This is a genomic window from Eikenella sp. NML070372, from assembly GCF_001648415.1.
In the GTDB taxonomy this organism is placed as follows: domain Bacteria; phylum Pseudomonadota; class Gammaproteobacteria; order Burkholderiales; family Neisseriaceae; genus Eikenella; species Eikenella exigua.
Genome location: NZ_LXSN01000004.1, coordinates 93,598 through 119,372 on the forward strand (window position 1 = coordinate 93,598; position 25,775 = coordinate 119,372).

A 25,775-nucleotide genomic window follows, 5' to 3' on the forward strand; every position below is an offset into this window, starting at 1 on the left:
CCGCTGCAACATTTACCGTTTCCAAAACTTTCCAAATGTTTGTTTACATTTGCCCGTCAGGTGGCTGCAAACAAGGCTTTCGGCTACAATGCCCTTCCCAACAACCTGATAGGATACCTGAAAACATGCCGCGCCTCTCCCGCCTCCTCCTGCCCGCGCTCGCCTTGTTTGCCGCTGCTTTTTCCCACGCCGAGCTCCCCGCCGGCCTCTATCTATATCAGGGCAACGATGGCGGCAACTACCGCCCCGCCGATGAGCCCGATGCTATTCCGTTCCCGCGTTCGCCCTCTATCCATGCCGAGCGGAAAGTCTGTATCCCTGCCGATAGCCAAGCCTGGTTGCAAGAACAAATACGCCGGCGCACCATCGGCCTCTATCCCCAAGGCCGGTTTGAAGAACGCCAAACCGGCCACGGCCGGGTTTACACCCTGCTCAACCCCGCCCAAGCCAAGCCTGGTTTGGATGCTTATACCGTGAGCATGGTGCTGAAAGAAGACCTGCAAGGCCGCCCTACCGTTGCCTTCTCCATCAACTCCACCGATACCGAACGCAATTCCGTCCACAACACCCAAGTTAACCAGCACTACACCTACCAAGGCCCAAGTTGTCCCGCCGAAGCCGATAGCAAATAAATTTCGGCTGCACAGAAACTTCGCTGTGGTTTTATTTTCAGGTAGCCTCTAATTTTTAACTAACCACATCCATTGCCATTATGCTAAGCATCTACAACACCCTCACCCGCCAAAAAGAGCCCTTCGCCCCCATCGACCCGAAAAACGTGCGCATGTACGTTTGCGGCATGACCGTGTACGACTACTGCCACCTCGGCCACGCCCGCGTGATGGTGGTATTCGACATGATTGCCCGCTGGCTGCGCGAGTGCGGCTATCCGCTCACTTATGTACGCAACATCACCGATATCGACGACAAAATCATCGCCCGCGCGGCCGAAAACGGAGAAACCATCGGCGAGCTCACCGCCCGCTTCATCCAAGCCATGCACGAAGATGCCGATGCCTTGGGCGTGCTGCGCCCCGACGTTGAGCCGAAGGCCACGGAAAACATCCCGCAGATGATTGCCATGATTGAAGCCCTGATTCGCAACGGCAAAGCCTACCCCGCCGCCAACGGCGACGTTTATTATGCCGTGCGCGAGTTTGCCTCTTACGGCCAATTATCCGGCAAATCGCTGGGCGACCTGCGCGCCGGCGAGCGCGTGGAAGTGGACGGTTTCAAACGCGACCCGCTCGATTTCGTGCTGTGGAAAGCTGCCAAAGCAGGCGAACCGGCATGGGAAAGCCCGTGGGGCAACGGCCGCCCGGGCTGGCACATCGAATGTTCCGCCATGAGCGACAAGCTGTTCGGCGACACCTTCGACATCCACGGCGGCGGCGCAGATTTGCAGTTCCCGCACCATGAAAACGAAATCGCCCAAAGCGTTGGCGCCAGCGGCCATGTTTGCGGACACGAACACGCGCACACCCACCACGGCCTAAGCATCGCCAGCCACGTTAAATACTGGCTGCACAACGGCTTTATCCGCGTGGACGGCGAAAAAATGTCCAAATCTCTGGGCAACTTCTTCACCATCCGCGACGTGCTGAAGCAATACGATCCCGAAGTTGTGCGCTTCTTCATCCTGCGCGCCCACTACCGCAGCCCGCTGAATTATTCGGATGCGCACCTCGACGACGCCAAAAACGCCCTCACCCGCCTCTACAACACCCTGGCCAACGTGCCGCCCGCAGCCGAGTTTGGCTCTGCCGAAACTCGTGAAAACCATCTTCAGGTAGCCTCCGAAGCCAACGACTACACCCGCCGCTTCTTCGCCGCCATGAACGACGATTTCGACACCGTGCAGGCCGTGGCCGTATTGTTCGAGCTGGCCGGCGAAGCCAACAAAACCCGGTCTGCCGAGCTTTCTGGCTGCCTCAAAGCCCTTGCCGGCACCATCGGGCTGCTGCAACGCAACCCCACCGAATTCCTGCAAGGCGGCGCGCCCGCAAACGGTTTGAGCAACGAAGAAATCGAAGCCCTCATCGCCCGGCGCAAACAAGCCCGCGCCGACAAAAACTGGGCCGAATCCGACCGCATCCGCGACCTGCTCGCCGAGCAAGGCATCACCCTGCGCGACGGCGCGGACGGCACCAGCTGGACACGCGGCTGACGGGTTGGAGTTGGCTGTAAGCAAACAAAGGCTACCTGAAATTTCAGGTAGCCTTCAAGCAGCGGGATAGATGTTTACAATATCTTGTTTTTTGTTACAATCCGATCAGCGGCAATACCCTTTTTCCCCTTTCCAGACAGGAGCGGCAAGATGAAGCAAACCATGATGAACACGGCAGCGGGCGCGTTGGCGGCGCTGCTGTTGGGCGGCGCGGGCTTGGCTTGGGCGGATGGTTTCGATCCGTGGCTGGCAGACGGGCTGAACAAGCAAATCCAGCAGAACCGCGAAGCACAACAACAGCCAACCTACCACGGCCCCACCGCCGCTGAAATACGCGCCTGGGAGCAGCGCGAGGCGGAGGTACAAGCCGAAATCGCGGAACTGCGCCGTACGCCGTTTTGGATGGCCATCATCAATGATTTCGGTGTAGATGGTATCTCGTGGGCAGGTGGACATTACAATAGGCAGCGTGCTATTGACGAGGCTATGAAGCATTGCCAAACCGATAAATGCCAAGTACTGACCACTTTTAGTAACACTTGCGCTGTCATGACTTTCCCTTCCGGCATCCGACGCAGCTCTGCGGGCGATTTCTTCTTCGGTTATGACCGAGACCACAACAGGGCGGCAGAAAAATCCATTCGTGCCTGCGAAGCCCGCCACGGTAAAGGCAACTGCCTGTATTCATCCGCCGAAACCAAGCACGGCACCGCCTTCTGTACCGGCTACGACTACAGCAACTACAACCAACGTTAGAAGCTGTAGAAGCTATTCAAACCAAAAGGCTACCTGAAACTTTCAGGTAGCCTTTTCATCTTGCTGCTCCGCCAATGCTGCACAATGCCCGCCTTCCGAAACCACCTGCCAAAGCCAGTGCAGCATGTATGGGTGGGGGTGCTGCGGAACGCACGCACGCAGTTTTTCACTTCGTTGAAGCTGCGCTTTCAGGTAGCCTTTTGTGTGCTAGTCGGATTCGGCAGTACGGCTGATGATGTGCCTATCGCTGGTGTTGCGCCAGCCAGTCGCGGGCGTGGGCGATGTCGGCGGCGATTTGCGCCTGCAGCTCGGGAAGGCCGGGGAATTTGGCTTCGTCGCGCAGTTTGTGCAGGAAGTCGATGCGCAGGCGTTGGCCGTAGAGATTGCCGGCAAAGTCGAAAAGGTGGGCTTCCAGTTTTTGCGTGGGCAGGCTGGATACGGTGGGGTTTTGGCCGAAGCTGGCCACGCCGTAGCGTGTGCCGAATGCGCCGTGGGCGGCGATGACGGATACGCCGCAGAGGGGGTAGTGGTGCGGGGGGAGGTGGAGGTTGGCGGTGGGGCAGCCGATGGTGCGGCCGAGCTTGGCGCCGTGTTTCACGCGGCCACTGAGGGAATAGGGGTGGCCGAGCAGGCTTGCGGCGTAGCCGAGGCGGCCTTCGCTGAGGGCTTGGCGGACGAGGGTGCTGCTGGCGCGCACGTCTTGCACCATCACGGAAGGGGTGCGCTCGGTGGTGAATTCGGGGCAGCGGCTGAGGAGGCTGAAGTCGCCTTGGCGGCCGGCGCCGAAGCGGAAGTCGTCGCCGATGAGCAGGTGGCGGGTGTGCAGCTGTTCGATGAGCAGGTGTCGGATGAAGTCGGCGGCGGATACGGCGGCGAGGCCGGCGTTGAAACGCAGCACCCATACGGCATCGAGGCAGCCGGTGTCGCGCAGCAGGCGCAGTTTTTCGCGCAGGGGGCTGAGGCGGAAGGGTTTTTCTGCGCCGCGTTGCTGGCTGAAAAATTCTTGCGGCTGGGGCTCGAATACGATGGCCACGGCGGCGAGGCCGCGCTCGTCGGCTTCGTGGCGCAGGCGTTCGAGGATGTGGCGGTGGCCGAGGTGGACGCCGTCGAAATTGCCGATGGTAACGGCGCTGCCGTGCGGGTGCGGGCGGAATATGGTGTTGCCGAAGCGGATGTTCATGGCGGGCGGGGAGGGAAAAAGGGGCTATTGTAGCGGGAAGGGCGGATTCAAGCATCTGGTGTGGTATGAGGGGAGATAAGGCTACCTGAAACTTTTGGCTTCGCCGTAACTTGTGTATTCGTTGCTACGGCGTTGCAGCGGAGGTTTTCAGGTAGCCTTTCTGTTTCCGCATGTTATGCGGCGGTTTCGGTATTCCAGCTTAGGAGTGCCCATTTCATGGCGAAGGGGGCTTCAGCAAATTGGCTATGGTGGCGGTGGAAGAATTGGGTGAGGAGTTGGGTGTGTTCGGGGGTGAGCGCGCCGTAGGCGGCGGCCATGCGCTGCAGGAAGTCGGGCAGTTGGGTGCAGTCGGCGAGGCGGCCGGGGGTGGTGATGTAGCTGAGGGTGGGGTCGTAGCCCATTTGGTAGAGGATGTTGAGGGCGTAAATGTAGCCGGGGTAGGGACTACGCTCTTGGCCGAGCAGGCGGCTGATTTGGGGCGGGTTGAAATGGCCGTCGGCCAGGATGGTGAAATACACGCTGCGGCGGGCGTGGGCGCTGAGTTTGGCGAAGAGGGCGGCGAGGTCGCGGTCGAGCCCGCTGCGGGAGGAAACGACGAGGTCGCACACGGGCACGTTGTACCAACTGTCTTCTTTGCTCAGGTGGATGGGGGTGATGTTGGCGAGGCCGGCGGCTTGGGCGTTGCTTTCCAAACAACGGAGCATGCCGCTGCTGTAGTCGAGGCCGTAGAGGCGATGTACTTTGGGGGCGAGGCGCAGGGCGAGGGTGCCGGGGCCGCAGCCGACGTCGAGCAGGGTGTCGCCGGGGCGGAGGTGCATTTGGGCGATAAAGGCATCGGCGTAGGGGCTGGGCTGGAGGACTTTGGCGCTGAAACTGGGGGCTTTGTCGTCCCATTCGGCGGCGGGCTTTTCGCTGAAACCGAGTTCGATCATGCGCTCGCGGTAGGCAGCGGCGAAGTCGATGGGCAGGGTGCGGCGGTGGGGCATAGGGCTACCTGAAAATCGGATGGACTGTGGAAAGAAATTTAATAGGCGTGGCGGCGACGTATGCACAGATGTAGGAGGCTTCGCGTATTGGCTGGTGAAGGCTAACTGATAAAGTGGGTTTTGAATCATTCCGCATTTAGCGGGGCATATGGCGAGTGACGCATTGCCGGGTGGCGGTGTCGATGAAGCTGGTGAGTTCGGACTTATTGCTGATGTCTTGGCTGGTGAGGGTTTACGGCCAGTTGCTGCCATACCGGCTGCTGATTTGATTGAAAGTGCAGGCGCAGATATCGGCGGCTGATTGGCGGGAAATGCCGGCGGCTGCGATTTCGCCGGTGCAGCGGCTGATAAACAAATCACGCATGCTGTATGAGGGGTTATAGGCGGCGGCGCCGGGGATGAGGGCGAGCAGGAATAGGGTGGGGATGAGTTTTCTGAACATAATGTTTTGATGTGGATGAATTAAAGATAAAAATCAGGCAGCCTACAGAATGGCGGGCTGCCTGTGCACCGTTTAGCGGCGTCTGAGGTGGCGGTCTACGCAGGCCTGGGTGTTGCGTTTCATGCGGCTTTCAAACTGGGGGTCGTTGCCGGTGCGGTCGTAGGCATCCAGCGCGGCTTTCCAGCGAGTGCCATATTGTTTGCCGGTTTCGTCGAAGGTGCAGGAACAAAGGGTGCGAGCCATTTGCTGGTTCAGGGTGCTGCCCTGAGAGGTGGCAGATTGGGTGCAAGCGCTCACGAATTCATTGCGCATTTGCTGCAGGGTTTTGGCTTGGGCGGCAGGAGCAGCAACAGCGGCTAATACGGCGGTGGCAAATAGGTATTTTTTCATTAGGCTTTCCTTTCTAACACGATGAATTGGGAACGAAACCATATTGTGCCGTTTGGCGGCGGAATTGTCTATAGCCGAAGCGCCTCATAAAGGGCGTTTGAACAGCAAAAGGCTACCTGAAAGTGGGGTCTCAGCGAAGTGATATACAGCTAAAGCACTTCACCTCCTACTGAGTTGGCTCGCTTTGCCGTTACCCGTAAACTGCCCTTTCAGTTTAGGAGACATACAGGGCGGGGTCGAGGAGTGATGGTACAGCACTCTGCTACGGTTACACTGGCCAATACTGCCACGAAACCGTGTCTGCCGGGGAGCTGCCCACTGCCGATGTCGGCGACGAAATGCGCCGCCTGACCATAATTGATTACTGTGCCAAAGTTGCTTGCATGGGTTGGGTTTCGAACGCGCCGCAGTTGGAAATCAATCTGCTGGATGTAACCGATGCGGCCGAAAAAGCCGGCATGGCACCGGTGGATTATGTGGCGAAAGGGTTGAAGGGGGCACGCTGGAAATGTCTTGTAACGATCCGGAAAATCCGAAAAACTGGCCGTACAATATGTTTATTTTGTGCTCCAACATTTTGGTTTCTTCCGGTAAAGGGCACGATTATTTCCTGAAATACCTGCCCGATACGCAAAACGGCCTGATGAGCGTCGAAGAAGATTGCTTGAAACCCACCGAAGAGAAACAGCGTGACGGCGTAGGAGACAAGCTGGATTTGTTTGCCCTGCTCGATTTCCGCATGGATGCCACCGCTTTACGTATGCCGACGTGATTTCCTCATCGCTACCTGGTATGAAAAAGACGATTTGAACAGGTCTGATATGCACCTCCACATCTGCCCGCTTACCGAAGCGGTGCAGTCCCTGTGGCAGAGCAGGCCTGACTGAGAAATCCACAAAGACTTGGCCAAAAAACTCAGCGAGCCGGCCCAAGACTACCTCGGCATACACAAAGACATCGTAACTCCCCTCCCCGCTGATGTACGACAGCCTGCAGGAGCTCGGCCGGCCCTTTGAGCCGAAAGACTGGAAACTTGGCGAGTGCGAGCCGATTCTGGGTGAAACCATGCCAGTGTGCCGGCTATGACTGTGGTGGAACACGATTACGGCACGGTTTACGAGCAATTCACTTTCATCTGCCTCTCGCTAGATTAAAGATGAACAACAGCAAATTGGAAGACAACATCCTCTTCGCCCGCATTGTTGGCGTAAATCCGCAGGATATCTTGAACATAGGTATCAACTACATCTTCGACTTGGAGGAAAGGGTGCTGACCAATACGCTACCGTTCAACCCGCTGAAGAACGAGGAGCACCTGCGTCAGATGCAGGACAGCAACGGCGGCGTGCAGTTCTCGCATACCATATAGGAGCAGATTAACGGTCAGTTGGAGGCAGGTTTCGCACTGACGAACCTTTATGACGATACGAATGGTTTTGACAACCTGCACGAACATAATGTAGCGTCGTATGTAGCAACAAGGTGCGTTAAATAAAAGAATGTCAGGCATTAGATATTAAACCAATTGAAATTATTAGTAATATGATGCAATCATTTGCAGAAGCTCTTTGCAGCAATGAGAAAAACGAGAAAATACCCGAAGCATATGATTATTTCGGAGGGCTGATAGGCGAATGGGCTATCGAATGGAACGACCGTTTGGATGATTTGGATGATACTGCACCTCGGTGCGTGAAAGGCGAATGGATATTCTCGCGGGTCTTAGAGGGGACAGCCATTCAGGATTTGTTTATCGTACCCTCGCGTACGGAGAGGCTGGACAACCCGCAAGCTGACGCTGAATACGGCACTACCCTGCGGATTTATAATCCTCAGACGATGGCGTGGGATATATTCTACGGATGTACGGGCAGCGCCTTTCGTCTAACGGCGGTGAAAGCAGGCGATGAAGTGGTGCTGACCGAAAACGGCGAAGGTAGAATGCGGTACGTCTTTTCGGAAATAACCGCCGATACGTTCAGATGGCGAAAGGAATATTTAGACTCCGATGGTCATTGGACGGTTGTAGCAATCGTAACGGCCATACGAAAGAAATGTTCATCAGGTGTCGGGTATCAGGCAAAACAACCTAATCCCCAATACCTAAAACCTAGAAACAACAGATGAAAATACGTAAAATATATGCCTGCTGGGTTTATGTGAGCGATATGGCACAATCCGTTCGTTTTTATCAGGATATAGGCTTTACCGTCAAATTCGTTGAGAAAGACGGTGCTTGGGTGGAATTCGATTTGGGCGAAACATCGTTTGCCCTTCTGCAACGACTGGAAGAAAAAGGTAAGGTGCAACCCCGAAAAACACGAATTATGTTTGAAGTAGCTCGCATCGAAGAAATGCAGGAACATTTGATTTCTCTCGGAGTCAAGCAGATTGGAAGCATCAGGAAAGAGCCTTATGGCAAACTGCTGACCTTCGAAGACCCCGACGGACATTGGCTGGAATTTTTCGAACCCACCCCCACCCCCAATACCTGAATATGACCGTAAATTACGAAATATAGTCCCGACAAACATCACCGCCGTTCGATACGGTTGTGTGGATACGATTATTCGTGCGACGGATTGCATTTTGTTACCGTTTGTTGTTAGGAAACAAGGCTACCTGAAACAGCAAATCTGTTTCAGGTAGCCTTGTTTTATGCTCGATGATTGGCAGCCTGCTTGGCGGGCACAGGCTTGGGTGGCGGTAATTAGGGTTTTTATCGGTTTTCCTTTTTGTATTGTGAAGTGAAAAGCGGGCATTATGCAGTTTTGCAGAGAAAGAGAAATAGCGGCTTAGGTTTTCAGGTAGCTTTTGGCGATATCGGGAAGATGGTGGAGGCGTAGAGGCTACCTGAAACTTTACGTCTCCAAGGGATCGATATCCACTGACCATCTGGCCGCGGCAAATTGCCGTGCCAGCACGGCGAGGGCTTGCTGCCAGAGGGAAACTTGCCGGTGCAGCGCTTTGCGGCAGGGGCTTTCCAGAAACACTTGGGCGCGTTCGCGACCGGCGAGTTTGGCCAGCAGCATGGGCACGGGGCCGAGGCAGAGCACTTCCGCGGCTTCGGTTTCCACGCTTTCAGGTAGCCTTTGTTGCGCCACCCATTCGGCGGCCAGGCGCAATAACTCCAACGCATCGGCCATATTGGCGGCATCGGCGCGGACGGCGGCGGTGTGGGCGAAGGGCGGCATATCGAAACTTTCGCGCTCGGCCAGTTCGCCGGCGGCGAAGTCGGCATAGTTTTGCCGCAGCAGCGTTTGATACACGCGATGCTCCGGCAGGCGGGTTTGGATGAATACTCGGCCGGGCAGATCGGCACGCCCGGCACGGCCGGCCACCTGCATCAGTTCGGCAAACAGCCGCTCGGGGGCGCGGAAGTCGGCGCTGTAGAGGCTGCCGTCGGCATTGAGCACCAACACCAAATTCAGGCGGGCGAAATCGTGGCCTTTAGCCAGCATCTGCGTGCCCACCAAAATATCCACGCCGTTTTCGGCGATGCGTTGGTAGAGCCGTTGCCAGTCGCCTTTGCAGGCGACGCTGTCGCGGTCCACGCGCTCGATTTTGGCCTCGGGCAGTTGCGCGCGCAGGGCTTCTTCCACCCGCTGCGTGCCAATGCCCACCGCGGTGAGGTCTTGGTTGCCGCAGTCAGGGCATTTTTTCGGAATCGGCACCGCCAGCCCGCAATGGTGGCAGCGCAGCTGGCGCGCTCGTTGGTGCAGCACCAGCTTGGCGGAGCAGTGCGGGCAGCCGAAGGTGTGGCCGCAGTCGCCGCAGAAGAGGGCGGGGGCGAAGCCGCGTCGGTTGAGGTATACCATGCTCATGCCGCCGGCAGCGTGATTTTGCTGCAACAGCTTGAAAGCGGCCGGGCTGAAGCCTTGGTCCAATGGCTCGCGGCGGATGTCGATCAGGCGGATTTCGGGCAGGCGGGCAGCCGCGCGGGCGCGTTGCAGCAGGCTGAGCAGGCGGTAGCCGCCGCTTTGCGCCTTGTGCCAACTTTCCAGCGAGGGCGTGGCGCTGCCGAGCACAATCGGGCAGCCGGCCTGCTGTGCGCGCCACACGGCCAAATCGCGGGCGTGGTAGCGCAGCTCGCTGTCTTGTTTGAACGAGGAATCGTGTTCTTCGTCCACCACGATCAGCCCTAAATCCGGCAGCGGCGTGAACACCGCCAGCCGTGTGCCCACCACCAGCCGCACCTGGCCGCACATGGCTTTCAGGTAGCCTTGGGTGCGCTCGCCGGCGGCGGTTTGGCTGTGTAGCACGGCAGTCGGCACATCGGCAAAGCGCTGTTGCAAACGGGCGATGAGCTGCGGCGTGAGGCTGATTTCGGGCAGTAGGAACAACACCTGTTTGCCCGCCGAGAGCGCGGCGGCCATGGCTTCGAAATAGGTTTCGGTTTTGCCGCTGCCGGTAATGCCGTGCAGCAGGAAGGGGGCAAAACCCTGCGCCTGCGCCACCGCATCGGCAGCGGCCTGCTGCTCGGGGTTGAGCGGCACGGGCGAGGGCGGAATCGGCAGGCGGGCGGGCAAAGCGCCGGTTTCGGCTGCCAGCCAGCTTTGCGCCTGCCAGCTTGCCAGCTGGGCGGCGGCCTGCGGCGCGATGGTGCGGGCGGTGCTTTGGCTCACTGCGCCGGCCAGCAGCGCCTGCCACAGCGCGGCCTTGCGGCGGTGGTGCGGCGGCGGGGATAGCTGCTGCCGCCCCAAATCGGTGAGCGAAAAATAGGTTTCCGGCTGCGGCAGCGGGCAGGGCTTGGCTTCGCGCAGGCCGGCGGGCAGGGCGGTGAAGGCGGTTTGGCCGATGGGGTAGTGATAATAACGGGCAGTAAATTCAATCAGTTCGCGCCAGGCGGCGGGCAGCGGCGGTTCGTGCTCAAACACTTGCGCGAGCGGGCGGATTTTAGCCGGGCTGATTTCCGGCTCTTCGCACGCGCCCCACACGATGCCGGCTACAGTTTTGCCGCGAAACGGCACGGCCACGCGCACTCCGGGCGCAGGAATGTGGTCGGCACGGTAGGTAAGCAGCGTGTCGAGCGGAACATTGAGGGCAACTTGGCAGTAGGGCACGGTGGTTGGGTAGGAATAAAGAAACGCGGGTATTGTACCTGAAATGGTAAAGGCTACCTGAAAGCGCAGCTTCAACGAGGTGAACCGACGTTTTGGCGTAGCTAAGGCGTTGGCCTTGCTGCAGTTAAAACGGCAACACAGATTTCAGGTAGCCTCTAATCAGGGCGGGCGGTAAACTGGGCGTATCGTGCCAATGTAAAATCAGACTGCCTGAAAACCTTGGCTGCAACGCAGTGAGGATAGTCTGCGGCAAGGCCGAAGTAAGTTTCAGGTAGCCTCATTTAAAACTTAAGGGGAACAATATGGATGCCACTTTGGAGGTATGCCAAGCCGACATCACCACGCTGGCGGTGGATGCGATAGTTAATGCTGCCAATTCCTCGCTGTTGGGCGGCGGCGGGGTGGACGGTGCGATACACCGCGCCGCCGGGCCGGAGTTGTTGGCTGAGTGCCGTCAGCTGGGCGGCTGCCGCACCGGTGAGGCCAAAATTACGCAGGGCTACCAGCTGCCGGCACGCTGGGTGGTGCATACGGTCGGCCCGGTGTGGCGCGGCGGGCAGCATGACGAAGCGGAGCTGTTGGCCGCAGCCTATGCCAATTCTCTACGCCTGGCTGCCGAACAGGGTGCGCAAAGCATTGCTTTCCCCTGTATCAGCACCGGCGTGTATGGCTACCCCGCACGCGAAGCAGCGAAAATTGCGGTGCGGACGGTGCGCGAAACGCTGCCGCAATGCCCGCAGATAGAGCGCGTGGTGTTTTGCTGTTTTTCGCAGCAAGATGCGGCACTGTACCGGCGATTGCTGGAGGCTACCTGAAAAAATTCGGACGGATACGCAGCGCATGTTTGGCAGTAATCAGGCAAAATCGGGTGCATCGCTCGTGCAGATTGCTTGGATTGTTGGTGGGAAGTGTCGTTTTGGGCGGCTAAATGCAGGTTTTTGGTGTATTTATGGTGAAACTTGCTATAATCGCGGGCGCGTTGCGCCAAGCGCAGCGGTTTTTGATAAAATACAGTGTTTTGGTGGCTGGGTTGAACAGTGTTTCCCATAAGGCTACCTGAACAACAGGCGCGCCAAAGCGCACCACCAGACTAACCTTAATAGGAGATTCATCATCGCACAAGAACGCGAAGCACGGATCAACGGCGAAATCCACGCCAAAGAAGTGCGTTTAATCAGCGGCACGGGCGAGCAGCTCGGCATCGTAACCGTGAAAGAAGCCTTGGCCATGGCCGAAGAGCAGGACGTGGATTTGGTGGAGATTTCCCCCACCGCCAAACCGCCTGTCTGCAAGCTGATGGACTATGGCAAATATAAATACGAGCAGTCGAAAAAACGCGACGAAGCCAAGAAAAAGCAGAAGCAGGTGCAGATTAAGGAAATCAAATTCCGCCCCGGCACCGACGAAGGCGATTATCAAATCAAAATGCGCAACGTTACCCGCTTCTTGGCTGATGGCGACAAAGTGAAAATCACCCTGCGTTTCCGCGGCCGCGAAATGGCGCATCAGCACTTGGGCGCACAGCTTCTGGAGCGTGTGAAGGCCGATTTGGCCGAAGTGGCCGCTGTGGAGCAGTTTCCGAAAATGGAAGGCCGCCAGATGGTGATGATGGTTGCACCCAAGAAGAAGTAACCGTATAATTCACCGTTTTCCGCTCCGCCGCGCGCGGGAAACGGCTTCAATGTTGTGTGTGCGGCATAAAACCGTGGTTTCGGGTATTAAGCGCTGCCTGTTGCAGGCAGCCTCCCGATGCCTAATCCGATAAACCAATGGAGTTTTCCCATGCCTAAAATGAAAACCAAATCCAGTGCGAAGAAACGCTTCAAAGTGCTGGGCAACGGCGGCATCAAACGCGCTCACGCGTTCAGACGCCACATTCTCACCAAAAAAACCACTAAGAACAAGCGCCAGCTGCGCGGCACCGCTATGGTGAACGAGCGCGATGTGGCTTCTGTTCACAAAATGTTGCCCTACGCTTAAAGGAGTCTGAAATATGCCACGCGTAAAACGCGGTGTAACCGCACGTGCCCGTCATAAAAAAGTATTAGTTCTGGCCAAAGGCTATCGCGGCCGTCGTAAAAACGTCTATCGCGTTGCCAAACAGGCGGTGATGAAGGCAGGCCAATATGCCTACCGCGACCGCCGTCAGCGCAAACGCCAGTTCCGCCAACTGTGGATTGCCCGTATCAACGCTGGTGCCCGCCAGCACGGCCTGTCTTACAGCAAGTTCATGAACGGCCTGAAACGCGCCGCTATCGAGCTGGACCGCAAAGTATTGGCCGACTTGGCCGTATTCGACAAAGCTGCTTTCGCGCAGCTGGTTGAAAAAGCCAAAGCCGCTTTGGCTTAATGCCTGATTGGGAAATCGGCCGGAATCTTCCGGCCGATTTTTTATTGTGCTGGAATTGGGTGTGAGAGGGCGCTTAGGCTTTAGTTTCACAGAAACTTGGCCTTGGCTGCACCAAACCGCCGATCCACCTCGCTGAAGAAACCGTTTTCAGGTAGCCTTTGGGCAGCGGGCCAGCAAAACGAATTGTCCAAAGCCGACCGACAGCGTATAATCCACTTTCCTTTATCTGGGGGCGACCTTGGTTTCGACGGGGGTTGCGAAGCAGATGCGGGCATACCGGGGTCTCAGATTTCCCGTAAAACACTGAATTTAAATAGTCGCAAACGACGAAACTTTCGCATTGGCCGCCTAAGGCCTGCCGTTGCAGCAGTTGGTCAATGGGCTGTGTAGCGTAAGCTACCGCAACGTCATTCTACATTGACTGGTTTCCCGTCGGGTTACTTGGCGGGAAATGAGATTTAAGGTAACTGGCTCCCAAACAGCCTGTCTGTCGGCGGAATGGGGGCGAGGTTTTAAGTTGGCAAGACTAAGTATGTAGAACGCTTTGTAGAGGACTTTCGGACGGGGGTTCGATTCCCCCCGCCTCCACCAAATTTCCTTTCGTAAAACTTGTTTGGGCAGCCTTTGGGCTGCTACTTTTTTTGTGTGATTGAAGTGTTTTTGGCGGGTTTAATTAAGGCTACCCGAAGGTTTCAGGTGGCCTTTATTCGTTTGATTAAAAAATTATTGTTGTTGCGGAATTTTTATACAAGGAGAACAGATGCAGCATCAAGCGGAGTGCTTTAATTACTGAGCCTTTCTAAAGATACCGGCTGATTGCAAGATTGCGGCAACTTACGCGCCATGCTTCGCCGCATGGCCAGTGGTAATCCACGATGATGCCTTGGGCATCGGTGTAGAAGGTGCGGTCGTTGTTTTGGCCGTGGCAGATATTGGTGTAGCAGTTGATGGTGATGGAACTATTTTGGCTACTGCCTTGGTATTCTCAGCCGCTGTAGGAGTAGTGGGAGTAGCGGTTTTCGCCCACTTTGGTTTTGCCTATTGAAGGTTCTGTGCGGTAGGAGCGGATGACAGCATCGATGGGTTTGCTAACAAAGCGTTTTATACGTTCGTCTAGGCTGGCGCAGCCGACAGTGAGGCAAACGAGGCCGGCCAGGAGGGTGGCGCGGCTGATAGAGATTCGGGTGGGTATAATGTGCTTTCTTCATGGTGGAAATGAAAGGCGGAATGATAAAAAAAGAATAGGCAAGCTGACAAGAGGCTACCTGAAAAACATGAAACGTTTTCAGGTAGCCTCTTGGTTGATACACGCTTGGTCTTTAGTAATGCGGCGGGATTTCGGCAGCGGGATTAAAGGTTTGGTTGGTGCCGCTACCGTCTTTCTCTTGCAAACGGCCGTAGAGCAACCGCAGCTGGGCTTGTTGCAAATCTAAAGCTTGCTGCAAGCGGGCGACGGTGTCGTTCAGGCTGTCGAGCAGGTCGTTTTGCAGGGCTACCTGAATTTCCAGCTCGGCCAGCCGCGCTTCGGTGTCGTTATGCGTCATCACAGCACCATGGCGGCCACCCAGCCTGCGGCCATCAGCGGCAGGTTGTAGTGGAGGAAGGTGGGGATAACCGAATCGTAGATGTGGTCGTGCTGGCCGTCTACGTTTAGGCCGGCAGTGGGGCCGAGGGTGGAATCGGAAGCAGGCGATCCGGCGTCGCCCAATGCGCCGGCAGTGCCGATGATGGCCACGGTGGCCATCGGTGAGAAGCCCATGCTGGCGCACAGGGGAACGTAAATGGCGGCAATGATGGGCAGGGTGGAGAAGGAGCTGCCGATGCCCATGGTTACCAACAAGCCAACGGCAAGCATAACCAGGGCAGCCATGCTTTTGTTGCCGGCAAACAGGTTGGTGCTGGTGTCGACCAAGGGTTCGATCTGGCCGGTGGCCTGCATCACTTCGGCAAAGCCCTGGGCGGCAATCATGATGAAGCCGATCATCGCCATCATGCGCAGACCGCTGTCGAATACGACATCCACTTCGCGGCGGCGCACCACGCCGGTGGCCATGAATACGCCGAAGCCGACCATTGCGCCTAAGAGCAGCGCGTCGCTATACACCAGCTGCACTACAAAGGAAGCCACAATCGCCACCACGGCCACCACGCTGCGGTAGGTGGAAATTTTCGGCGCATTGGCAGCGGCCTGCTCGGAGCTCAAATCCACCTGATTATTGGTGTAGTGGCGCGGTTTGCGGTAGTGGATGAAGGCGAGCAGCAGCCCCACAAGCATGCCGGCGGCGGGAATTGCCATGGCTTCCATCACGTTGATGCCCTGCACGTTCATACCGGCTTTTTGGATGTTGGCCAGCAAGATTTGGTTTAAGAAAATCGCGCCAAAACCATAGGGCAGGAACATATAGGTGGTCACCAAGCCAAAGGTAATCACACAGGCCAGCAGGCGGCGGTCGATTTGCATGCGGTTGAACACGAGCAAAAGCGGCGGCATTACCATCGGGATGAAGGCGATGTGGATCGGGATGATGTTTTGGCTCATGATGCTCATCAGCAAGAGCGCGCCAATCAGCCCCCATTTCAGGCCGTTTACGCCGGAAGGGATTTGGTCGCGGCTGGCATTGCCGCCCATTTTGCGCACCACCATGCCGGCCAACTGATAGGGCAGGCCGGAGTGGGCAATCGCCATGGCAAATGCACCGAGCATGGCATAGGAGAGCGCAATCTTCGCACCGCCGGCCAAGCCGCTTTGAAAATGGGTAATCACGCCTTTGGTGATGACTTCATGGGTGGCCGGGTCGGTAATATCCGCCAGCGGCAACCCGGCGGCCAGGCCGCCCACAAATGCGCCGATAACCAGGCTCAACACAACGTGTACCCGTGCCGCCGACAAAATCAGCATCACCAGCACAGCCAACACTACGGCATTCATTTTGCTTTCTCCTTTCCTGCGCCTAATCCGCATCCGCCAAAAGCAAAAGCCAAAGCCCGATTTCTCCGTTTATTGCCCGATGTGGAGAAATAAGCGCTTTAGCTTTGTGGCCGGATGGACATTGGCCGCAGATTTATTTCATTAATCGGGAAATGAGTATAACAACGGAAAAAGCGGCAGGCAACAGGCAAATTGATTGGCTGTGAATAAATTTCCCCGCTGATTCAGCAGAATAGTGGAGGCTACCTGAAAAGCAGGAAAGTAGTTTCTGCATAAGCAGAGTTTAGGTGCGGATGAGCGGAAAAGATAATTATCGGCCGGGGAGCAGAGAGGCGTGCTATTTGAATAAGAAAGGCTACCTGAAAAATAGTTGCACTTATTTTTCAGGTAGCCTTCAAGCTGGCGGCATCAATTATCCAGCAAATCAGCCCAGGTTTCCGGCTGTGTCCACACAATGCGCGGTACGTTCAGGTGGCGGTTGTGTGGCGCATCGTAGAGGCGGTGTTGCCACAGGGGCGGCAGGCTGCCTTCGATAGTCGGTTTGTCGTCGATGAGGATGTCGCCGCGCACCCAGGTTTTGTCTTTGGCGATAATCACGCGCCGTGTCCATTCCGCGCCCAAGTGTTGTTCCACCCAGGCGATTTTCTCGCCGGCGCAGTAGCAGTATTGGTTTACCGGCGCGGTGCAGATGCGCACGTCGTGGCCGGCAGCCGAAAGGGCGTGGGCAGCTTCCACTGCGTCGGGCATGGGCGGCAGGCTTTCGAAAAAACCGACTGCGCCGTAGAGTTCGGTCGCGCGCAGGCGCAGGTGCTCGGGCAGGCGGTCGCGGATGTAGAAAATATGTTCTTTGCCTTCTATCGGCGCGTCTTCGCCGAAGCGGCCGCGCCAATGGCGGCGGAATCCGCTTTCAAAGTTGGCGAGTACGTTGTCTTGGTCGAGCAGGATGAGCATGTCGGGCTTTCTGTGGTGTGTTGGGATGAGGCTGGCTGAAAAGTTGGTAGCTCGATTATAAGGTTTTATCGGGCAATCTAGGTTTTGGCTGTTAATTTTCAAACGCCAATGCCCGGATGCCTGAATTTGTGGCATTGTCTGTTGGGCTGAAAAGGCTACCTGAAATTTCATGTAGCCTTTGCTCTGTTTGCCCTAATCAATCCGGTAGTGCAGCAATCGATAGGCATGGCGGATTTTGGGAAATAGGCGCATGAGCCAGTAGTTGAGGCCGATGTCTTTGGCTTCGGGGAAATCGGTCATGCGTTTGGCGGACACGAGATGGAGGTTGGCGGCCCAGCTTTCCATTTGACGGTCGTCGTCGCAGGCGAAATCGAAGCTGGCGCGGGCGTGTTTGAGGGCGTCGTGTTGGTCGGAATGTTTCACCATAAACGTGCCGGCTACGTCGAAGGCAATTTCGCCGCGGAAGCGTTGGGCAAGCTGTTGGAACAGTTCGCGCACTTGGGCTTCGGCAAAATACATCAGCACGCCTTCAAGGATAAAGAGTACGGGGGCGGTGGGGTGGTTTTGGCGCAGCCGTTCCATCCAGCCGGTGTCGAATGCAGAGGCTGGGACGAGGGTTTCGTTGGCTTGCGGCGGCAGCAGTGTTTCGCGCAGGGCGATGACGTCGGGCAGGTCGAGCTGGTAGAAAGGGGTATGGTCGGCGGTACTGCCGAGCCGCTCGCGGCGGCTGTCGAGCCCGCAGCCGAGGATGGCAACGATGCCTTCTGGGTATCGGCGGATAAAATCAGCGGCCACTTGGTCGAAATAGCGGGCGCGCAGGGCTGTGCCCACACGGCTGTTGCGGGCGGCGCGGAATAGGGTGAAGTCGTAGTCGATTTGCGGCACAAGGCGCAGGGCGGCCGGGTCGTTCAGTATCGGCCGACTTTGTTGTGCATCGAGGTATTTCATGTAGAGCGGAATCAGCAGGGTTTCGCTAACGGCATTTTGGATTTTCAGCATAGCATCTCTCCTGAACTGGGCTGCCTGCAGGCGTTTCCTTAAACGGAGATTTGAGCTGTACAGAAACTGGGTTGCAGCTCTGCTTTCAGGTAGCCTGTTGGACTAAATAGAAATGAGAATCTTGCAGAAGAGATTGTACACCCGAATAAGCAGCTTGAGATGATGTGAAAGGCTACCTGAAAGCCAAAAAGCCGCTTATCCAGATAGATTGAAGTTAGCTATATGGGGAGAGCACTGGCTGCTTCGTGCTGTTTCCAGGTAGCCTTCTGCTTGAAAACCAAGCCAAACCGCCCAACTAGCAAAGTGTTGCTGATGCGGCAACTGCGCGTATACCGAATACACCTGCCGCTTCAGGCTACCTGAAACTCACACCCCGAAAGGAATCCAACATGAACCCCGTCTTCCAGCCCTACACCTTCAACAACGGCGCCACTGTTCCCAACCGCCTCGCCGTCGCCCCCTTGACCCATTTTTCCTCCGATGAAAACGGCCATATTACCGACCAAGAGCGCACGTTTTTGCAAAACCGCTTCAACGGTTTCGGCCTGTTTATCGCCGCCGCCACGTTGGTGCAGGCAAATGGCAAAGCCTTCCACGGCCAGCCGTATGCCATAAACGAGGACGACCTGCCCAGCCTGCGCGAAGTTGCTAAAATCGCCCAAGCGCAAGGTGCGAAAGCCATCCTGCAAATCCATCACGGCGGCAAATCCGCTCTCAAAGAACTCTGCGGTGACACCGTCGCCCCGTCCGCCGATGAAGCCACGGGTGCGCGCGAAATGACCACCGCCGAAATCGAGCAGCTCATCGCCGCCTATGCCAATGCCGCCACCCTCGCGGTGCAGGCCGGATTTGACGGTGTGGAAATCCATGGTGCAAACGGCTATCTGCTGCAACAATTCGTGTCCGCCCAAACCAACCGCCGCACCGACGAATGGGGCGGCAGCCTGCACAACCGCCTGCGCTTCCCGCTGGCCGTGGTCGATGCGGTGGCCGCCGCCGTCAAAGCGCACGCCAAACCAGAGTTCATCTTGGGCTACCGTTTCTCGCCCGAAGAGCCCGGCGAACACGGCATTACCATGGCGGAAACTTTCGCACTCGTGGACGCGCTGGTGCAAAAACCGCTGCAATATCTGCACGTTTCGCTGTGGGACTTCTACAAACACGCCCGACGCGGCGCAGACACCCACCGCGCCCGCATGGAACTGCTGCACGAGCGCATCGCCGGCAAACTGCCATTAATCGGCGTGGGCAACCTTTACACCGGCAGCGACATCGCCAAAGCGTTTAACACCGGCTGGGCGGAGTTCATCGCGTTGGGAAAAACCGTGCTGATTAACCCCGATTTGGCCGATTTGCTGCGCGAAAACCGCGATACCAACATCCAAACCGACCTCGACCCCGACCGCGCCGACCACTACCGCCTGCCCGACGCGCTGTGGCAACGCTGCCTGACCAACTCGCCGTGGCTGCCGCCGGTGAAAGGGATGGAACGGCAGATTGTGGATATTTGAGTGTTTTAGACGGTCTGAACATGAAAAAGCAGCCTGCACATTAAAGTGCAGGCTGCTTTTTAGGTTTCCAGGTAGCCTCAACCCCGCATCAAAGCAACGCCCGTCTCACCGCCTCCTGCCCCTGTTTATCCAACCGTAAGAATTGGTTGATGATGCGTTCGGCATCGGGCGTGTCGGCGGCGGAAAACAACGATTGCACGTAATCGTTTGCAGGCTGCTTTTTGATGGCTTCGGGCGTACCGATTTGTACCAGTTGGCCGTTGTGCATCACGCCGATACGGCATGCAAGTTTCGCCGCTTCCTGCATATCGTGGGTAACGAAAACGATAGTGGTGCCAAATTTTTGGTGAATCATGGCGATTTGGTCTTGCAGCACGGCGCGCACCAGCGGGTCGAGCGCGGAAAACGGTTCGTCCATCAGCAGCACTTGGGGTTTGGCGGCAATGGCGCGCAAAATGCCGATGCGCTGCTGTTCGCCGCCGGAAAGTTCGTGCGGGTAACGGTCGCGGTAGTGCGCGGGGTCAAGTTCCACCAGTTCCAACAATTCGTTCACACGCGCTTTGCGTTCGGTTTTGGGCCAGCCCAAAATGTCGGGCATGAGCGCGATGTTTTCCGCTACGGTCATGGTGGGAAACAGGGCGATTTGCTGCAATACGTAACCAATTTGGTGGCGGAGCTGGCGGATGTCGTAGTCTTTAATCCGCTTGCCGTGCAGGTAAACGTTGCCGTCGGTCGGTTCAATCAGCGCGTTAATCATGCGTAAAGTGGTGGATTTGCCGCTGCCGGAGCCGCCGACTAACACGAAGAATTCGCCCTGGTGGATGGTGAGGTTCAGTTCGCTCACGGCGGCGTGATTGTCGTAGTGTTTGCTGACGTTTTTGAATTCAATCAGCAGGGTTAATTCAGGCGGCGGGGTCATTGACTAAACCTTATTGATGATACGATAGATGACGGCAAAGGGTCGGTGTTGAATCTGATTAATAGTGCCGGTAATAAAGATATTCTTCGACGGGCAATAAAAGGCAAAGCTGCCGCTACTGCCACTATGGCCGATGATTTCCGGAGCAGGAACAAATGGCGATAATATGCGCGGAATTTTGAGTTGCATCATGCCGCTGCCGTATTTCAGCGGTATGAATTGTATGCGGCGAAAGTTCGGATTTGTAAGGTGATTTTTGGAAAATAGTTGGCCTTTCATGAATGCCTGCAAAAATTGCATCAATTCATAATTGGTCGCCACAATACCGCCTTGCGCCATTTGTGCTGATAGATATTTGAGCCAAAAGGCAGCGTGAGAACCGTTATAAATGGGCGTAATATTATTTTCGTTAGCTGTGCAGTAATGCGTGTTTTTAAGACCAAGCGGTTGGCAAATAATTTCTGCCAATAAGGCAGGCAATGTTTTGCCAGTGAGGGTTTGGCAGATTTCACCCAGTAACAACGCATTGATGTCGGCATAGTAAGCACGACTGCCCGGTTGACCCTTCGGCGGTAATGCAGCTGCCAACTGCAGCGACTCCGCAACGTCCACCGCGCGATCCTGGTGCAATATTTCCTTAAACAATACGGTGCCGTCCGGCAATTTATCCAGTTCATGGTTAGCAAAACCGGAAGTCTGATCAATCAGGTGTCGCACAGTGACATCTTCGGCATTGGGTAAATGGCCAACTCTATCTGCCGGCAGTAAATCAACAAGCCGTGATGTGTGGGCGAGCAGCCGTTTATCTATCAACGCAAAGGTTATCGCATGGGTATAGAGCTTCGAGATGCTGGCAATGGCAAAGGATGAATCGCAGGTCATCCCGCCTTTTGATAGCTCAGCAACTTTTTGTTCACCGCGACAGGCAAGCACCGTCGCTTGGTGAATTTTCTTATTGCTGAGAATGGTGTTATCCATAAGAACCTCTTTAATTATGTGTCCGCAGCCAAAACGTGTTTGCTGATATTTTTGAAAGTTATCAGTTGTAACAGCCTAACGTGGTTAAAAATAGCCAAACAGATTCACTATTGAGTTTGGCGTGATAATTGACCATAGAAACGTAAAGCGTATCTCTTTTTCAAGAATCTCTGCTTTCGTCATTTTTATTTCCCTTGATAAATATGCTTTTAACCACTTCGGCAAAACGGCGTGGTGCGCGGCCCAATAGTTGCGGCAGGTCGTCTGAAACTGTGGCGAGTTCGCCACCTGCGATCGCGGTGTAGGTAGACACCCACGCTTCGATTTGCCAGGCGGGCGTGTCGGGGTAGTCGCGTTCGCGGCTGGCATAGGCCTCACGAAGGGTTTGGTTGTGGTAGCGGTGCGGTTTGCCGGTGACGTCGCTGAGAATGACGGCGACATCGGTGAAGGTCAGCGCTTCGCTGCCGGTGAGGGTGTAGCTGCGATTGTGGTGGCGGTCGTCGCCAGAAACGATGGCGGCAAGGATGTTGGCCGCCGCTTGTGCTACATCCTGCTGCGAGACGCAGGCAACGCGGCCATCGCCCGCAGGGCCGGCAATGATGCCGTCGGCGTTGGCAATCGTCGCCATCATTTCGCTGTAGAAGTTGTCGCGCAGGAAGGTGTAGCGCATGGCAGTTTGCTGGATGGCGGCTTCGGTTGCGGCATGGGTACGCGCCAGCGTGAAGGTGCTGCTGGCGCTGGCACTGGCGAAGGACAGATACACCAGATGCTGCACGCCCGCCGCTGCTGCCGCGCGCACCAGGGTCAGGTGTTCCTGCTCGCGCGTCGGGCTTTCGGCGGCGGAAACCATAAACAGCACATCTGCCCCGCTTAACGCCTGCCGGGCCAGCTCGAAATCGCCGTAGGCAAAGGGGCGCGCTTCGCAAGCGGGCAAATCGGGTGCTTTGGCGGGGTTGCGCAGCGGCAAAATCAGCGGCAAACCGCGTGCGCTGAGGTGGCGGGCGACCATGCCGCCGATGTGACCACTGGCGCCGGTGATGGCGAGGTTCATGTTGTTTTCCTTATGCGTTTTCAAAAGGGATAGCTTTGCCGTTGGCAGGGTTTTGTCCAACCATGTGCAGGCTGCTTTTTGGGTTTCAGGTAGCCTACTGCCAATTTCACTTTCCTAACAACCCATTTTTCTCTAAATAATCCCAAGCCACGTTTTCTGCGCTTTCGCCTTGCACTTTCACGCGGTAGTTCATCTCGCTCATTTCCGATTCGCTGATTTTGCCAGCCAATCGGTTCAGCGCGGCCACGATTTGCGGATTTTTTGCGGCAAATTCCGCTTTCATCAGCGGTGCACCCTGATAGGCGGGGAACAGGGCAACATCGTCTTTCAGCAGGCGCAACTGATATTGTTTCAACTCAGCATCGGTAGAAAAGGCTTCCACTAGGTCGATTTTGTCATTCAGCAGCGCGGTGTAGCGCAGGGCGGGTTCGAGGCGGACGATGTGTTTCAGCGTGATACCGGCCGCCTGCATGCCTTTGTAGCCGTCCGCCCGGTCGGTAAACTCCAGTGAGAAACCGGCTCGGATATCGGGTGCAGCCTGCTTTAAGTCGCTGATGACATTCAGTTGGTGCGATGCACCGTAACTTTCTTTGACTGCCAACGCATAAGTGTTCTGATAAGACATCGGCGGCAGAAATTCCAGCCGATATTGTTCCGCCAATAATTGTTTGCCCAGTCGATAGGTTTCATTGGGCGACAGATGGCGGTTCTTCTGTTCAGTTGGCACTTGTACTAAGGCTTCCAACACTGTGCCGGTGAATTCGGGGTAAATGTCGATTTCGCCGCTGTTCAGCGCGTTGAACAGGAAGGTGGTTTTGCCGAAATTAGGTTTGACTGTAACCTTGATATTCGGATTTTCACGTTCAATCAATAATTTATACATATTAATCAGAATATCTGGCTCGCTACCCATTTTGCCGGCAATCACCACGTTTTGCGTGGCAGGCGTAAACGAAACCTGCGACAGGCTGAGTGCGCCGAAGCCCACCGCCAGCACAAGGACAAGCGGCAACTTGCGTCGCGATTTCTGCAACAGCCCGATAATGCCGCTTACGCCGACAGCCAGTAACGCGGAGAGCAATGCGCCGGTAAACGTCATCGTCATGTTGTTGCGGTCGATGCCGAGCAGAATCAGGTTGCCCAAGCCGCCTGCGCCGATTAACGCAGCCAGCGTTGCCGTGCCGACAATCAGCACCGCCGCCGTGCGGATGCCCGAAATCATGGCAGGCAGCGCCATCGGCAGCTCAATCCGCCATAGCGACTGCCAACGCGATAGCCCGAATGCGGTGTACGCATCTTGAATCGACTGGTCGATTTGGGTCAGCCCCAAATAGGTATTTTGAAAAATCGGCAACAGCGCGTATAGCGTGAGCGCAATCAAGACGGGCGGCGAACCGATACCGACAAACGGAATCAGCAAACCCAGCAGTGCCAAAGACGGGATGGTTTGCAATATATTGGTGAACTGCAATACCGCTTCCGCTGCCCGCTGTCTGCGCGCAAACAACACGGCGGCAGGCACCGCAATTGCCACTGCCGCGAGCAAAGCCAGTCCGGAAAGCCATAAATGCGTAAGCAGCATTTGCCAGAGTTCGGCAGGGGTAAAGGGGAGGGATGTGGGCATGGGGTTTGGCCGTGTTGATGATTAGTGGATTGAATGGTATGGGGATTTTTAGCGTGTGGCAAGGAATGGCGGCGTGAAGGCGGAGGTGGGAAAAGCAGCCTGCACTTTGCGAATTTGAAGTGCAGGCTGTTTTTTAGGTTTTCAGGTAGCTTTTATCAGTCGATGGAGGCCTTATCTATGCGTTTCTCTTTGCTATGCAAACATTCCCAGCACTTCTTCCAACAGTTCAACGCGCCATGTTTCGTTGGCGGGATTATCCAGCGCGGCAGTTAGGGCGGTATATGCTTTGTCTGTCCTTGCACCTTCTATTTTTTTCAATTTTGTCGATCATGCCAGCCGCTTCATGTTCATGCGCCATTTCGAAATTGCCGTCAATCAGCCAGCCGACGGCTTTCTCAAACAAAGGTTCTGCCGGATAGTTTGCCAATGCATAAATCAGCGTACCGCGAACTTTGGCGTATTCCGCGCTGTCTAGTGCGGCTAAAATCAACGGGTAGATTTCCCGATTGCGTTGTTCGGCAGAGTCTAAAATCAGCGGAATTTTGTTCCGCAGAGGAGTTTGCGGATTTTTGATTTGTTCAATCAATTCGTTATTGCTCATTCAGGAGGTGGCGCATTTCGCCACGCATGTATTCCAGGTGCTCATGCAGGGCGGCGGCGTGTTTGTGGGTGTTACGCATATGCAGGCCGCTTTGCAGGGCAAGGCCGAGCAGGTACGGTACCTGATGCAGGGTGTCGCGCATCGCCGCATCGCGTACGTGGTGGTTATATATCCAGTGTGCATCGGAAAGCGCGATGACCGAGTTGCCTAAGTCGCCACCGGCACCACGCCACTTATTTCCCAAACCAAGCCATCCGGCATGGCAAAAGGTTACCTGAAAAAGTCCAAAAATGCCTGACAAGATTCAGCCGCCTACAACCTCAGCCCCCCAAAAAAATCTCATCAATCTTAGCCGTAACGGCAGGGTCTTTTTTGATTACCCATCCCCATTCGCGGTCGGTTTCGCCCGGCCATTTGTTGGTCGCGTTCAAGCCCATTTTGCTGCCAAGTCCGTTGACGGGTCTGGCAAAGTCAAGATAGTCGATGGGGGCATTTTCACCACATTCGATGCCATGCTCTAAATGTCTTTCAACAGTGGCAGTTTGGAAAACGCGTCTTTGATGCCCTTGGGCGGCTCGGGTTCTTTCAGATACGCCAGTATCTTCCCGATTTCGCGCAACTTGGACACGCTGTCTGCGCCCATGCCCGTCGCCACGCGTTCGGGCGTGCGTCGGGCTTAATCGAGTTTTCAAGCAGCAACACCAGCCTTTCGGCGCGCAGCACGCGGTCGGCGATTTCAGCCATTTCCAAATGCAGGGAAACGGGATGGGCGAAATGCTTGAGTTTGCTCTACTGCTCAAGCATGAAGATAAAGTCGCGTAGGTTATTTCATTTAAAGGCTACCTGAAAATGATATATAGCTTTGGGATGATTGAGGA

General features: G+C 55.9%; 28 protein-coding genes, 1 other RNA gene and 1 pseudogene. 14 read left to right on the forward strand and 16 right to left on the reverse strand.

Annotated features, from left to right (window positions below):
- Positions 1–125 precede the first annotated feature (125 nt).
- From A7P97_RS02230 to A7P97_RS02240, 3 genes are all read left to right on the forward strand, one after another.
- Complete coding sequence (locus tag A7P97_RS02230; RefSeq protein WP_067530210.1) at positions 126–632, forward strand: hypothetical protein; 507 nt, start codon at positions 126–128, stop codon at positions 630–632.
- Between the two features lie 80 nt (positions 633–712).
- Positions 713–2,167, forward strand: a complete 1,455-nt coding sequence (cysS, locus tag A7P97_RS02235) for a cysteine--tRNA ligase (RefSeq protein ID WP_067530211.1) — start codon at positions 713–715, stop codon at positions 2,165–2,167.
- Between the two features lie 150 nt (positions 2,168–2,317).
- Entirely contained in the window at positions 2,318–2,923 is a 606-nt protein-coding gene (locus A7P97_RS02240; RefSeq protein WP_067530212.1) for a DUF4189 domain-containing protein, read from the forward strand.
- A gap of 241 nt (positions 2,924–3,164) precedes the next feature.
- On the opposite strand, the gene ribF is transcribed toward A7P97_RS02240, so the two are convergent.
- The 4 genes from ribF to A7P97_RS02260 form a co-directional block, all read right to left on the reverse strand.
- Positions 3,165–4,103 carry a bifunctional riboflavin kinase/FAD synthetase gene (ribF, locus tag A7P97_RS02245; RefSeq protein WP_067530213.1) on the reverse strand — a complete coding sequence of 313 codons (939 nt, stop codon included), beginning with the start codon at positions 4,101–4,103 and terminating at the stop codon, positions 3,165–3,167.
- A gap of 173 nt (positions 4,104–4,276) precedes the next feature.
- Positions 4,277–5,089, reverse strand: a complete 813-nt coding sequence (locus A7P97_RS02250) for a class I SAM-dependent methyltransferase (RefSeq protein WP_067530214.1) — start codon at positions 5,087–5,089, stop codon at positions 4,277–4,279.
- A 232-nt stretch (positions 5,090–5,321) separates the two neighbouring features.
- Positions 5,322–5,531 carry a hypothetical protein gene (locus A7P97_RS02255; RefSeq protein ID WP_067530215.1) on the reverse strand — a complete coding sequence of 70 codons (210 nt, stop codon included), beginning with the start codon at positions 5,529–5,531 and terminating at the stop codon, positions 5,322–5,324.
- Positions 5,532–5,603: 72 nt separating this feature from the next.
- Positions 5,604–5,921, reverse strand: a complete 318-nt coding sequence (locus A7P97_RS02260) for a hypothetical protein (RefSeq protein WP_067447533.1) — start codon at positions 5,919–5,921, stop codon at positions 5,604–5,606.
- 508 nt (positions 5,922–6,429) lie between these two features.
- On the opposite strand from A7P97_RS02260, the gene A7P97_RS10985 reads away from it, so the two are divergent.
- From A7P97_RS10985 to A7P97_RS02280, 4 genes are all read left to right on the forward strand, one after another.
- A complete protein-coding gene (locus A7P97_RS10985) occupies positions 6,430–6,693 on the forward strand; it encodes a molybdopterin-dependent oxidoreductase (RefSeq protein WP_067530216.1) in 264 nt (87 codons plus the stop codon).
- Positions 6,694–7,077: 384 nt separating this feature from the next.
- Positions 7,078–7,290: a hypothetical protein gene (locus tag A7P97_RS10335; protein WP_197474158.1), complete on the forward strand. Its 213-nt coding sequence runs from the start codon at positions 7,078–7,080 to the stop codon at positions 7,288–7,290.
- Positions 7,291–7,463: 173 nt separating this feature from the next.
- Positions 7,464–8,048 (forward strand): hypothetical protein, encoded by a 585-nt coding sequence (locus A7P97_RS02275; RefSeq protein ID WP_067530217.1) that lies wholly within the window; start codon positions 7,464–7,466, stop codon positions 8,046–8,048.
- Complete coding sequence (locus tag A7P97_RS02280) at positions 8,045–8,416, forward strand: VOC family protein (RefSeq protein ID WP_067530218.1); 372 nt, start codon at positions 8,045–8,047, stop codon at positions 8,414–8,416. Before A7P97_RS02275 ends, A7P97_RS02280 begins: the two co-directional genes overlap by 4 nt.
- Before the next feature lie 366 nt (positions 8,417–8,782).
- On the opposite strand, the gene A7P97_RS02285 is transcribed toward A7P97_RS02280, so the two are convergent.
- The gene (locus A7P97_RS02285; RefSeq protein ID WP_067530219.1) at positions 8,783–10,984 is read right to left on the reverse strand and encodes a primosomal protein N'; all 2,202 of its coding nucleotides are present in this window, start codon (positions 10,982–10,984) and stop codon (positions 8,783–8,785) included.
- Between the two features lie 302 nt (positions 10,985–11,286).
- Here A7P97_RS02285 and A7P97_RS02290 point away from each other — a divergent pair, with 302 nt between their 5' ends.
- The 6 genes from A7P97_RS02290 to A7P97_RS09975 all read left to right on the forward strand — a co-directional run bounded on the left by A7P97_RS02290 (position 11,287) and on the right by A7P97_RS09975 (position 14,379).
- The gene (locus A7P97_RS02290; RefSeq protein WP_067530220.1) at positions 11,287–11,799 is read left to right on the forward strand and encodes an O-acetyl-ADP-ribose deacetylase; all 513 of its coding nucleotides are present in this window, start codon (positions 11,287–11,289) and stop codon (positions 11,797–11,799) included.
- Positions 11,800–12,094: 295 nt separating this feature from the next.
- Positions 12,095–12,616, forward strand: coding sequence for a translation initiation factor IF-3 (infC, locus tag A7P97_RS02295; RefSeq protein WP_082880675.1), 522 nt, complete (start codon positions 12,095–12,097; stop codon positions 12,614–12,616).
- 150 nt (positions 12,617–12,766) lie between these two features.
- Positions 12,767–12,964, forward strand: a complete 198-nt coding sequence (rpmI, locus tag A7P97_RS02300) for a 50S ribosomal protein L35 (protein ID WP_067530221.1) — start codon at positions 12,767–12,769, stop codon at positions 12,962–12,964.
- Positions 12,965–12,977: 13 nt separating this feature from the next.
- Positions 12,978–13,334 (forward strand): 50S ribosomal protein L20, encoded by a 357-nt coding sequence (gene rplT / locus A7P97_RS02305; protein WP_023888029.1) that lies wholly within the window; start codon positions 12,978–12,980, stop codon positions 13,332–13,334.
- 228 nt (positions 13,335–13,562) lie between these two features.
- Positions 13,563–13,925: a transfer-messenger RNA gene (gene ssrA, locus A7P97_RS02310) on the forward strand.
- A gap of 292 nt (positions 13,926–14,217) precedes the next feature.
- On the forward strand, positions 14,218–14,379 hold the full coding sequence (locus A7P97_RS09975; RefSeq protein ID WP_156497466.1) for a hypothetical protein: 162 nt from the start codon (positions 14,218–14,220) through the stop codon (positions 14,377–14,379).
- A gap of 274 nt (positions 14,380–14,653) precedes the next feature.
- On the opposite strand, the gene A7P97_RS02315 is transcribed toward A7P97_RS09975, so the two are convergent.
- From A7P97_RS02315 to A7P97_RS02330, 4 genes are all read right to left on the reverse strand, one after another.
- Positions 14,654–14,878 (reverse strand): SlyX family protein, encoded by a 225-nt coding sequence (locus A7P97_RS02315; protein WP_067447543.1) that lies wholly within the window; start codon positions 14,876–14,878, stop codon positions 14,654–14,656.
- Entirely contained in the window at positions 14,878–16,263 is a 1,386-nt protein-coding gene (locus A7P97_RS02320) for a Na+/H+ antiporter family protein (protein ID WP_067530222.1), read from the reverse strand. The genes A7P97_RS02315 and A7P97_RS02320 overlap by 1 nt, the downstream gene beginning before the upstream one ends.
- A 408-nt stretch (positions 16,264–16,671) precedes the next feature.
- On the reverse strand, positions 16,672–17,214 hold the full coding sequence (locus A7P97_RS02325; RefSeq protein WP_067530223.1) for a 5'-3'-deoxyribonucleotidase: 543 nt from the start codon (positions 17,212–17,214) through the stop codon (positions 16,672–16,674).
- 192 nt (positions 17,215–17,406) lie between these two features.
- Entirely contained in the window at positions 17,407–18,213 is an 807-nt protein-coding gene (locus A7P97_RS02330) for a class I SAM-dependent methyltransferase (RefSeq protein WP_067530224.1), read from the reverse strand.
- Positions 18,214–18,602: 389 nt separating this feature from the next.
- On the opposite strand from A7P97_RS02330, the gene A7P97_RS02335 reads away from it, so the two are divergent.
- A complete protein-coding gene (locus A7P97_RS02335; protein WP_067530225.1) occupies positions 18,603–19,724 on the forward strand; it encodes an NADH-dependent flavin oxidoreductase in 1,122 nt (373 codons plus the stop codon).
- Positions 19,725–19,812: 88 nt separating this feature from the next.
- Here A7P97_RS02335 and A7P97_RS02340 read toward each other — a convergent pair whose 3' ends face one another.
- The 7 genes and pseudogenes from A7P97_RS02340 to A7P97_RS09595 form a co-directional block, all read right to left on the reverse strand.
- Positions 19,813–20,643, reverse strand: a complete 831-nt coding sequence (locus A7P97_RS02340; protein WP_067530226.1) for an ABC transporter ATP-binding protein — start codon at positions 20,641–20,643, stop codon at positions 19,813–19,815.
- A 3-nt stretch (positions 20,644–20,646) separates the two neighbouring features.
- The gene (locus A7P97_RS02345; RefSeq protein WP_067530227.1) at positions 20,647–21,621 is read right to left on the reverse strand and encodes a serine hydrolase; all 975 of its coding nucleotides are present in this window, start codon (positions 21,619–21,621) and stop codon (positions 20,647–20,649) included.
- A 160-nt stretch (positions 21,622–21,781) separates the two neighbouring features.
- Positions 21,782–22,672 (reverse strand): SDR family oxidoreductase, encoded by an 891-nt coding sequence (locus A7P97_RS02350; protein WP_067530228.1) that lies wholly within the window; start codon positions 22,670–22,672, stop codon positions 21,782–21,784.
- 106 nt (positions 22,673–22,778) lie between these two features.
- Complete coding sequence (locus A7P97_RS02355) at positions 22,779–24,296, reverse strand: ABC transporter permease/substrate-binding protein (protein WP_067530229.1); 1,518 nt, start codon at positions 24,294–24,296, stop codon at positions 22,779–22,781.
- Positions 24,297–24,549: 253 nt separating this feature from the next.
- Positions 24,550–24,897 carry a hypothetical protein gene (locus tag A7P97_RS02360; protein ID WP_082887569.1) on the reverse strand — a complete coding sequence of 116 codons (348 nt, stop codon included), beginning with the start codon at positions 24,895–24,897 and terminating at the stop codon, positions 24,550–24,552.
- Positions 24,887–25,141 carry a hypothetical protein gene (locus tag A7P97_RS09980; RefSeq protein ID WP_125080417.1) on the reverse strand — a complete coding sequence of 85 codons (255 nt, stop codon included), beginning with the start codon at positions 25,139–25,141 and terminating at the stop codon, positions 24,887–24,889. Before A7P97_RS09980 ends, A7P97_RS02360 begins: the two co-directional genes overlap by 11 nt.
- Before the next feature lie 201 nt (positions 25,142–25,342).
- A pseudogene (locus A7P97_RS09595) lies at positions 25,343–25,701 on the reverse strand (3-octaprenyl-4-hydroxybenzoate decarboxylase); the annotation flags it as partial.
- Positions 25,702–25,775: the final 74 nt, after the last annotated feature.

Bases quoted from the DNA above. Each gene is read 5' to 3' on its own strand.
- A7P97_RS02240 (WP_067530212.1), top strand. From the start codon at position 2,318: ATGAAGCAAACCATGATGAACACGGCAGCGGGCGCGTTGGCGGCGCTG.
- A7P97_RS02325 (WP_067530223.1), bottom strand. From the start codon at position 17,214: ATGCTCATCCTGCTCGACCAAGACAACGTACTCGCCAACTTTGAAAGC.
- A7P97_RS02355 (WP_067530229.1), bottom strand. From the start codon at position 24,296: ATGCCCACATCCCTCCCCTTTACCCCTGCCGAACTCTGGCAAATGCTG.
- rplT (WP_023888029.1), top strand. From the start codon at position 12,978: ATGCCACGCGTAAAACGCGGTGTAACCGCACGTGCCCGTCATAAAAAA.
- A7P97_RS10985 (WP_067530216.1), top strand. From the start codon at position 6,430: ATGTCTTGTAACGATCCGGAAAATCCGAAAAACTGGCCGTACAATATG.
- A7P97_RS02320 (WP_067530222.1), bottom strand. From the start codon at position 16,263: ATGAATGCCGTAGTGTTGGCTGTGCTGGTGATGCTGATTTTGTCGGCG.
- A7P97_RS02260 (WP_067447533.1), bottom strand. From the start codon at position 5,921: ATGAAAAAATACCTATTTGCCACCGCCGTATTAGCCGCTGTTGCTGCT.
- A7P97_RS02230 (WP_067530210.1), top strand. From the start codon at position 126: ATGCCGCGCCTCTCCCGCCTCCTCCTGCCCGCGCTCGCCTTGTTTGCC.
- rpmI (WP_067530221.1), top strand. From the start codon at position 12,767: ATGCCTAAAATGAAAACCAAATCCAGTGCGAAGAAACGCTTCAAAGTG.
- A7P97_RS10335 (WP_197474158.1), top strand. From the start codon at position 7,078: ATGAACAACAGCAAATTGGAAGACAACATCCTCTTCGCCCGCATTGTT.
- A7P97_RS02335 (WP_067530225.1), top strand. From the start codon at position 18,603: ATGAACCCCGTCTTCCAGCCCTACACCTTCAACAACGGCGCCACTGTT.
- ribF (WP_067530213.1), bottom strand. From the start codon at position 4,103: ATGAACATCCGCTTCGGCAACACCATATTCCGCCCGCACCCGCACGGC.
- A7P97_RS02350 (WP_067530228.1), bottom strand. From the start codon at position 22,672: ATGAACCTCGCCATCACCGGCGCCAGTGGTCACATCGGCGGCATGGTC.
- A7P97_RS02280 (WP_067530218.1), top strand. From the start codon at position 8,045: ATGAAAATACGTAAAATATATGCCTGCTGGGTTTATGTGAGCGATATG.
- A7P97_RS02345 (WP_067530227.1), bottom strand. From the start codon at position 21,621: ATGGATAACACCATTCTCAGCAATAAGAAAATTCACCAAGCGACGGTG.
- A7P97_RS02290 (WP_067530220.1), top strand. From the start codon at position 11,287: ATGGATGCCACTTTGGAGGTATGCCAAGCCGACATCACCACGCTGGCG.
- A7P97_RS02275 (WP_067530217.1), top strand. From the start codon at position 7,464: ATGATGCAATCATTTGCAGAAGCTCTTTGCAGCAATGAGAAAAACGAG.
- A7P97_RS02250 (WP_067530214.1), bottom strand. From the start codon at position 5,089: ATGCCCCACCGCCGCACCCTGCCCATCGACTTCGCCGCTGCCTACCGC.
- A7P97_RS02330 (WP_067530224.1), bottom strand. From the start codon at position 18,213: ATGCTGAAAATCCAAAATGCCGTTAGCGAAACCCTGCTGATTCCGCTC.
- A7P97_RS02360 (WP_082887569.1), bottom strand. From the start codon at position 24,897: ATGAGCAATAACGAATTGATTGAACAAATCAAAAATCCGCAAACTCCT.
- A7P97_RS02340 (WP_067530226.1), bottom strand. From the start codon at position 20,643: ATGACCCCGCCGCCTGAATTAACCCTGCTGATTGAATTCAAAAACGTC.
- A7P97_RS02255 (WP_067530215.1), bottom strand. From the start codon at position 5,531: ATGTTCAGAAAACTCATCCCCACCCTATTCCTGCTCGCCCTCATCCCC.
- cysS (WP_067530211.1), top strand. From the start codon at position 713: ATGCTAAGCATCTACAACACCCTCACCCGCCAAAAAGAGCCCTTCGCC.
- A7P97_RS02315 (WP_067447543.1), bottom strand. From the start codon at position 14,878: ATGACGCATAACGACACCGAAGCGCGGCTGGCCGAGCTGGAAATTCAG.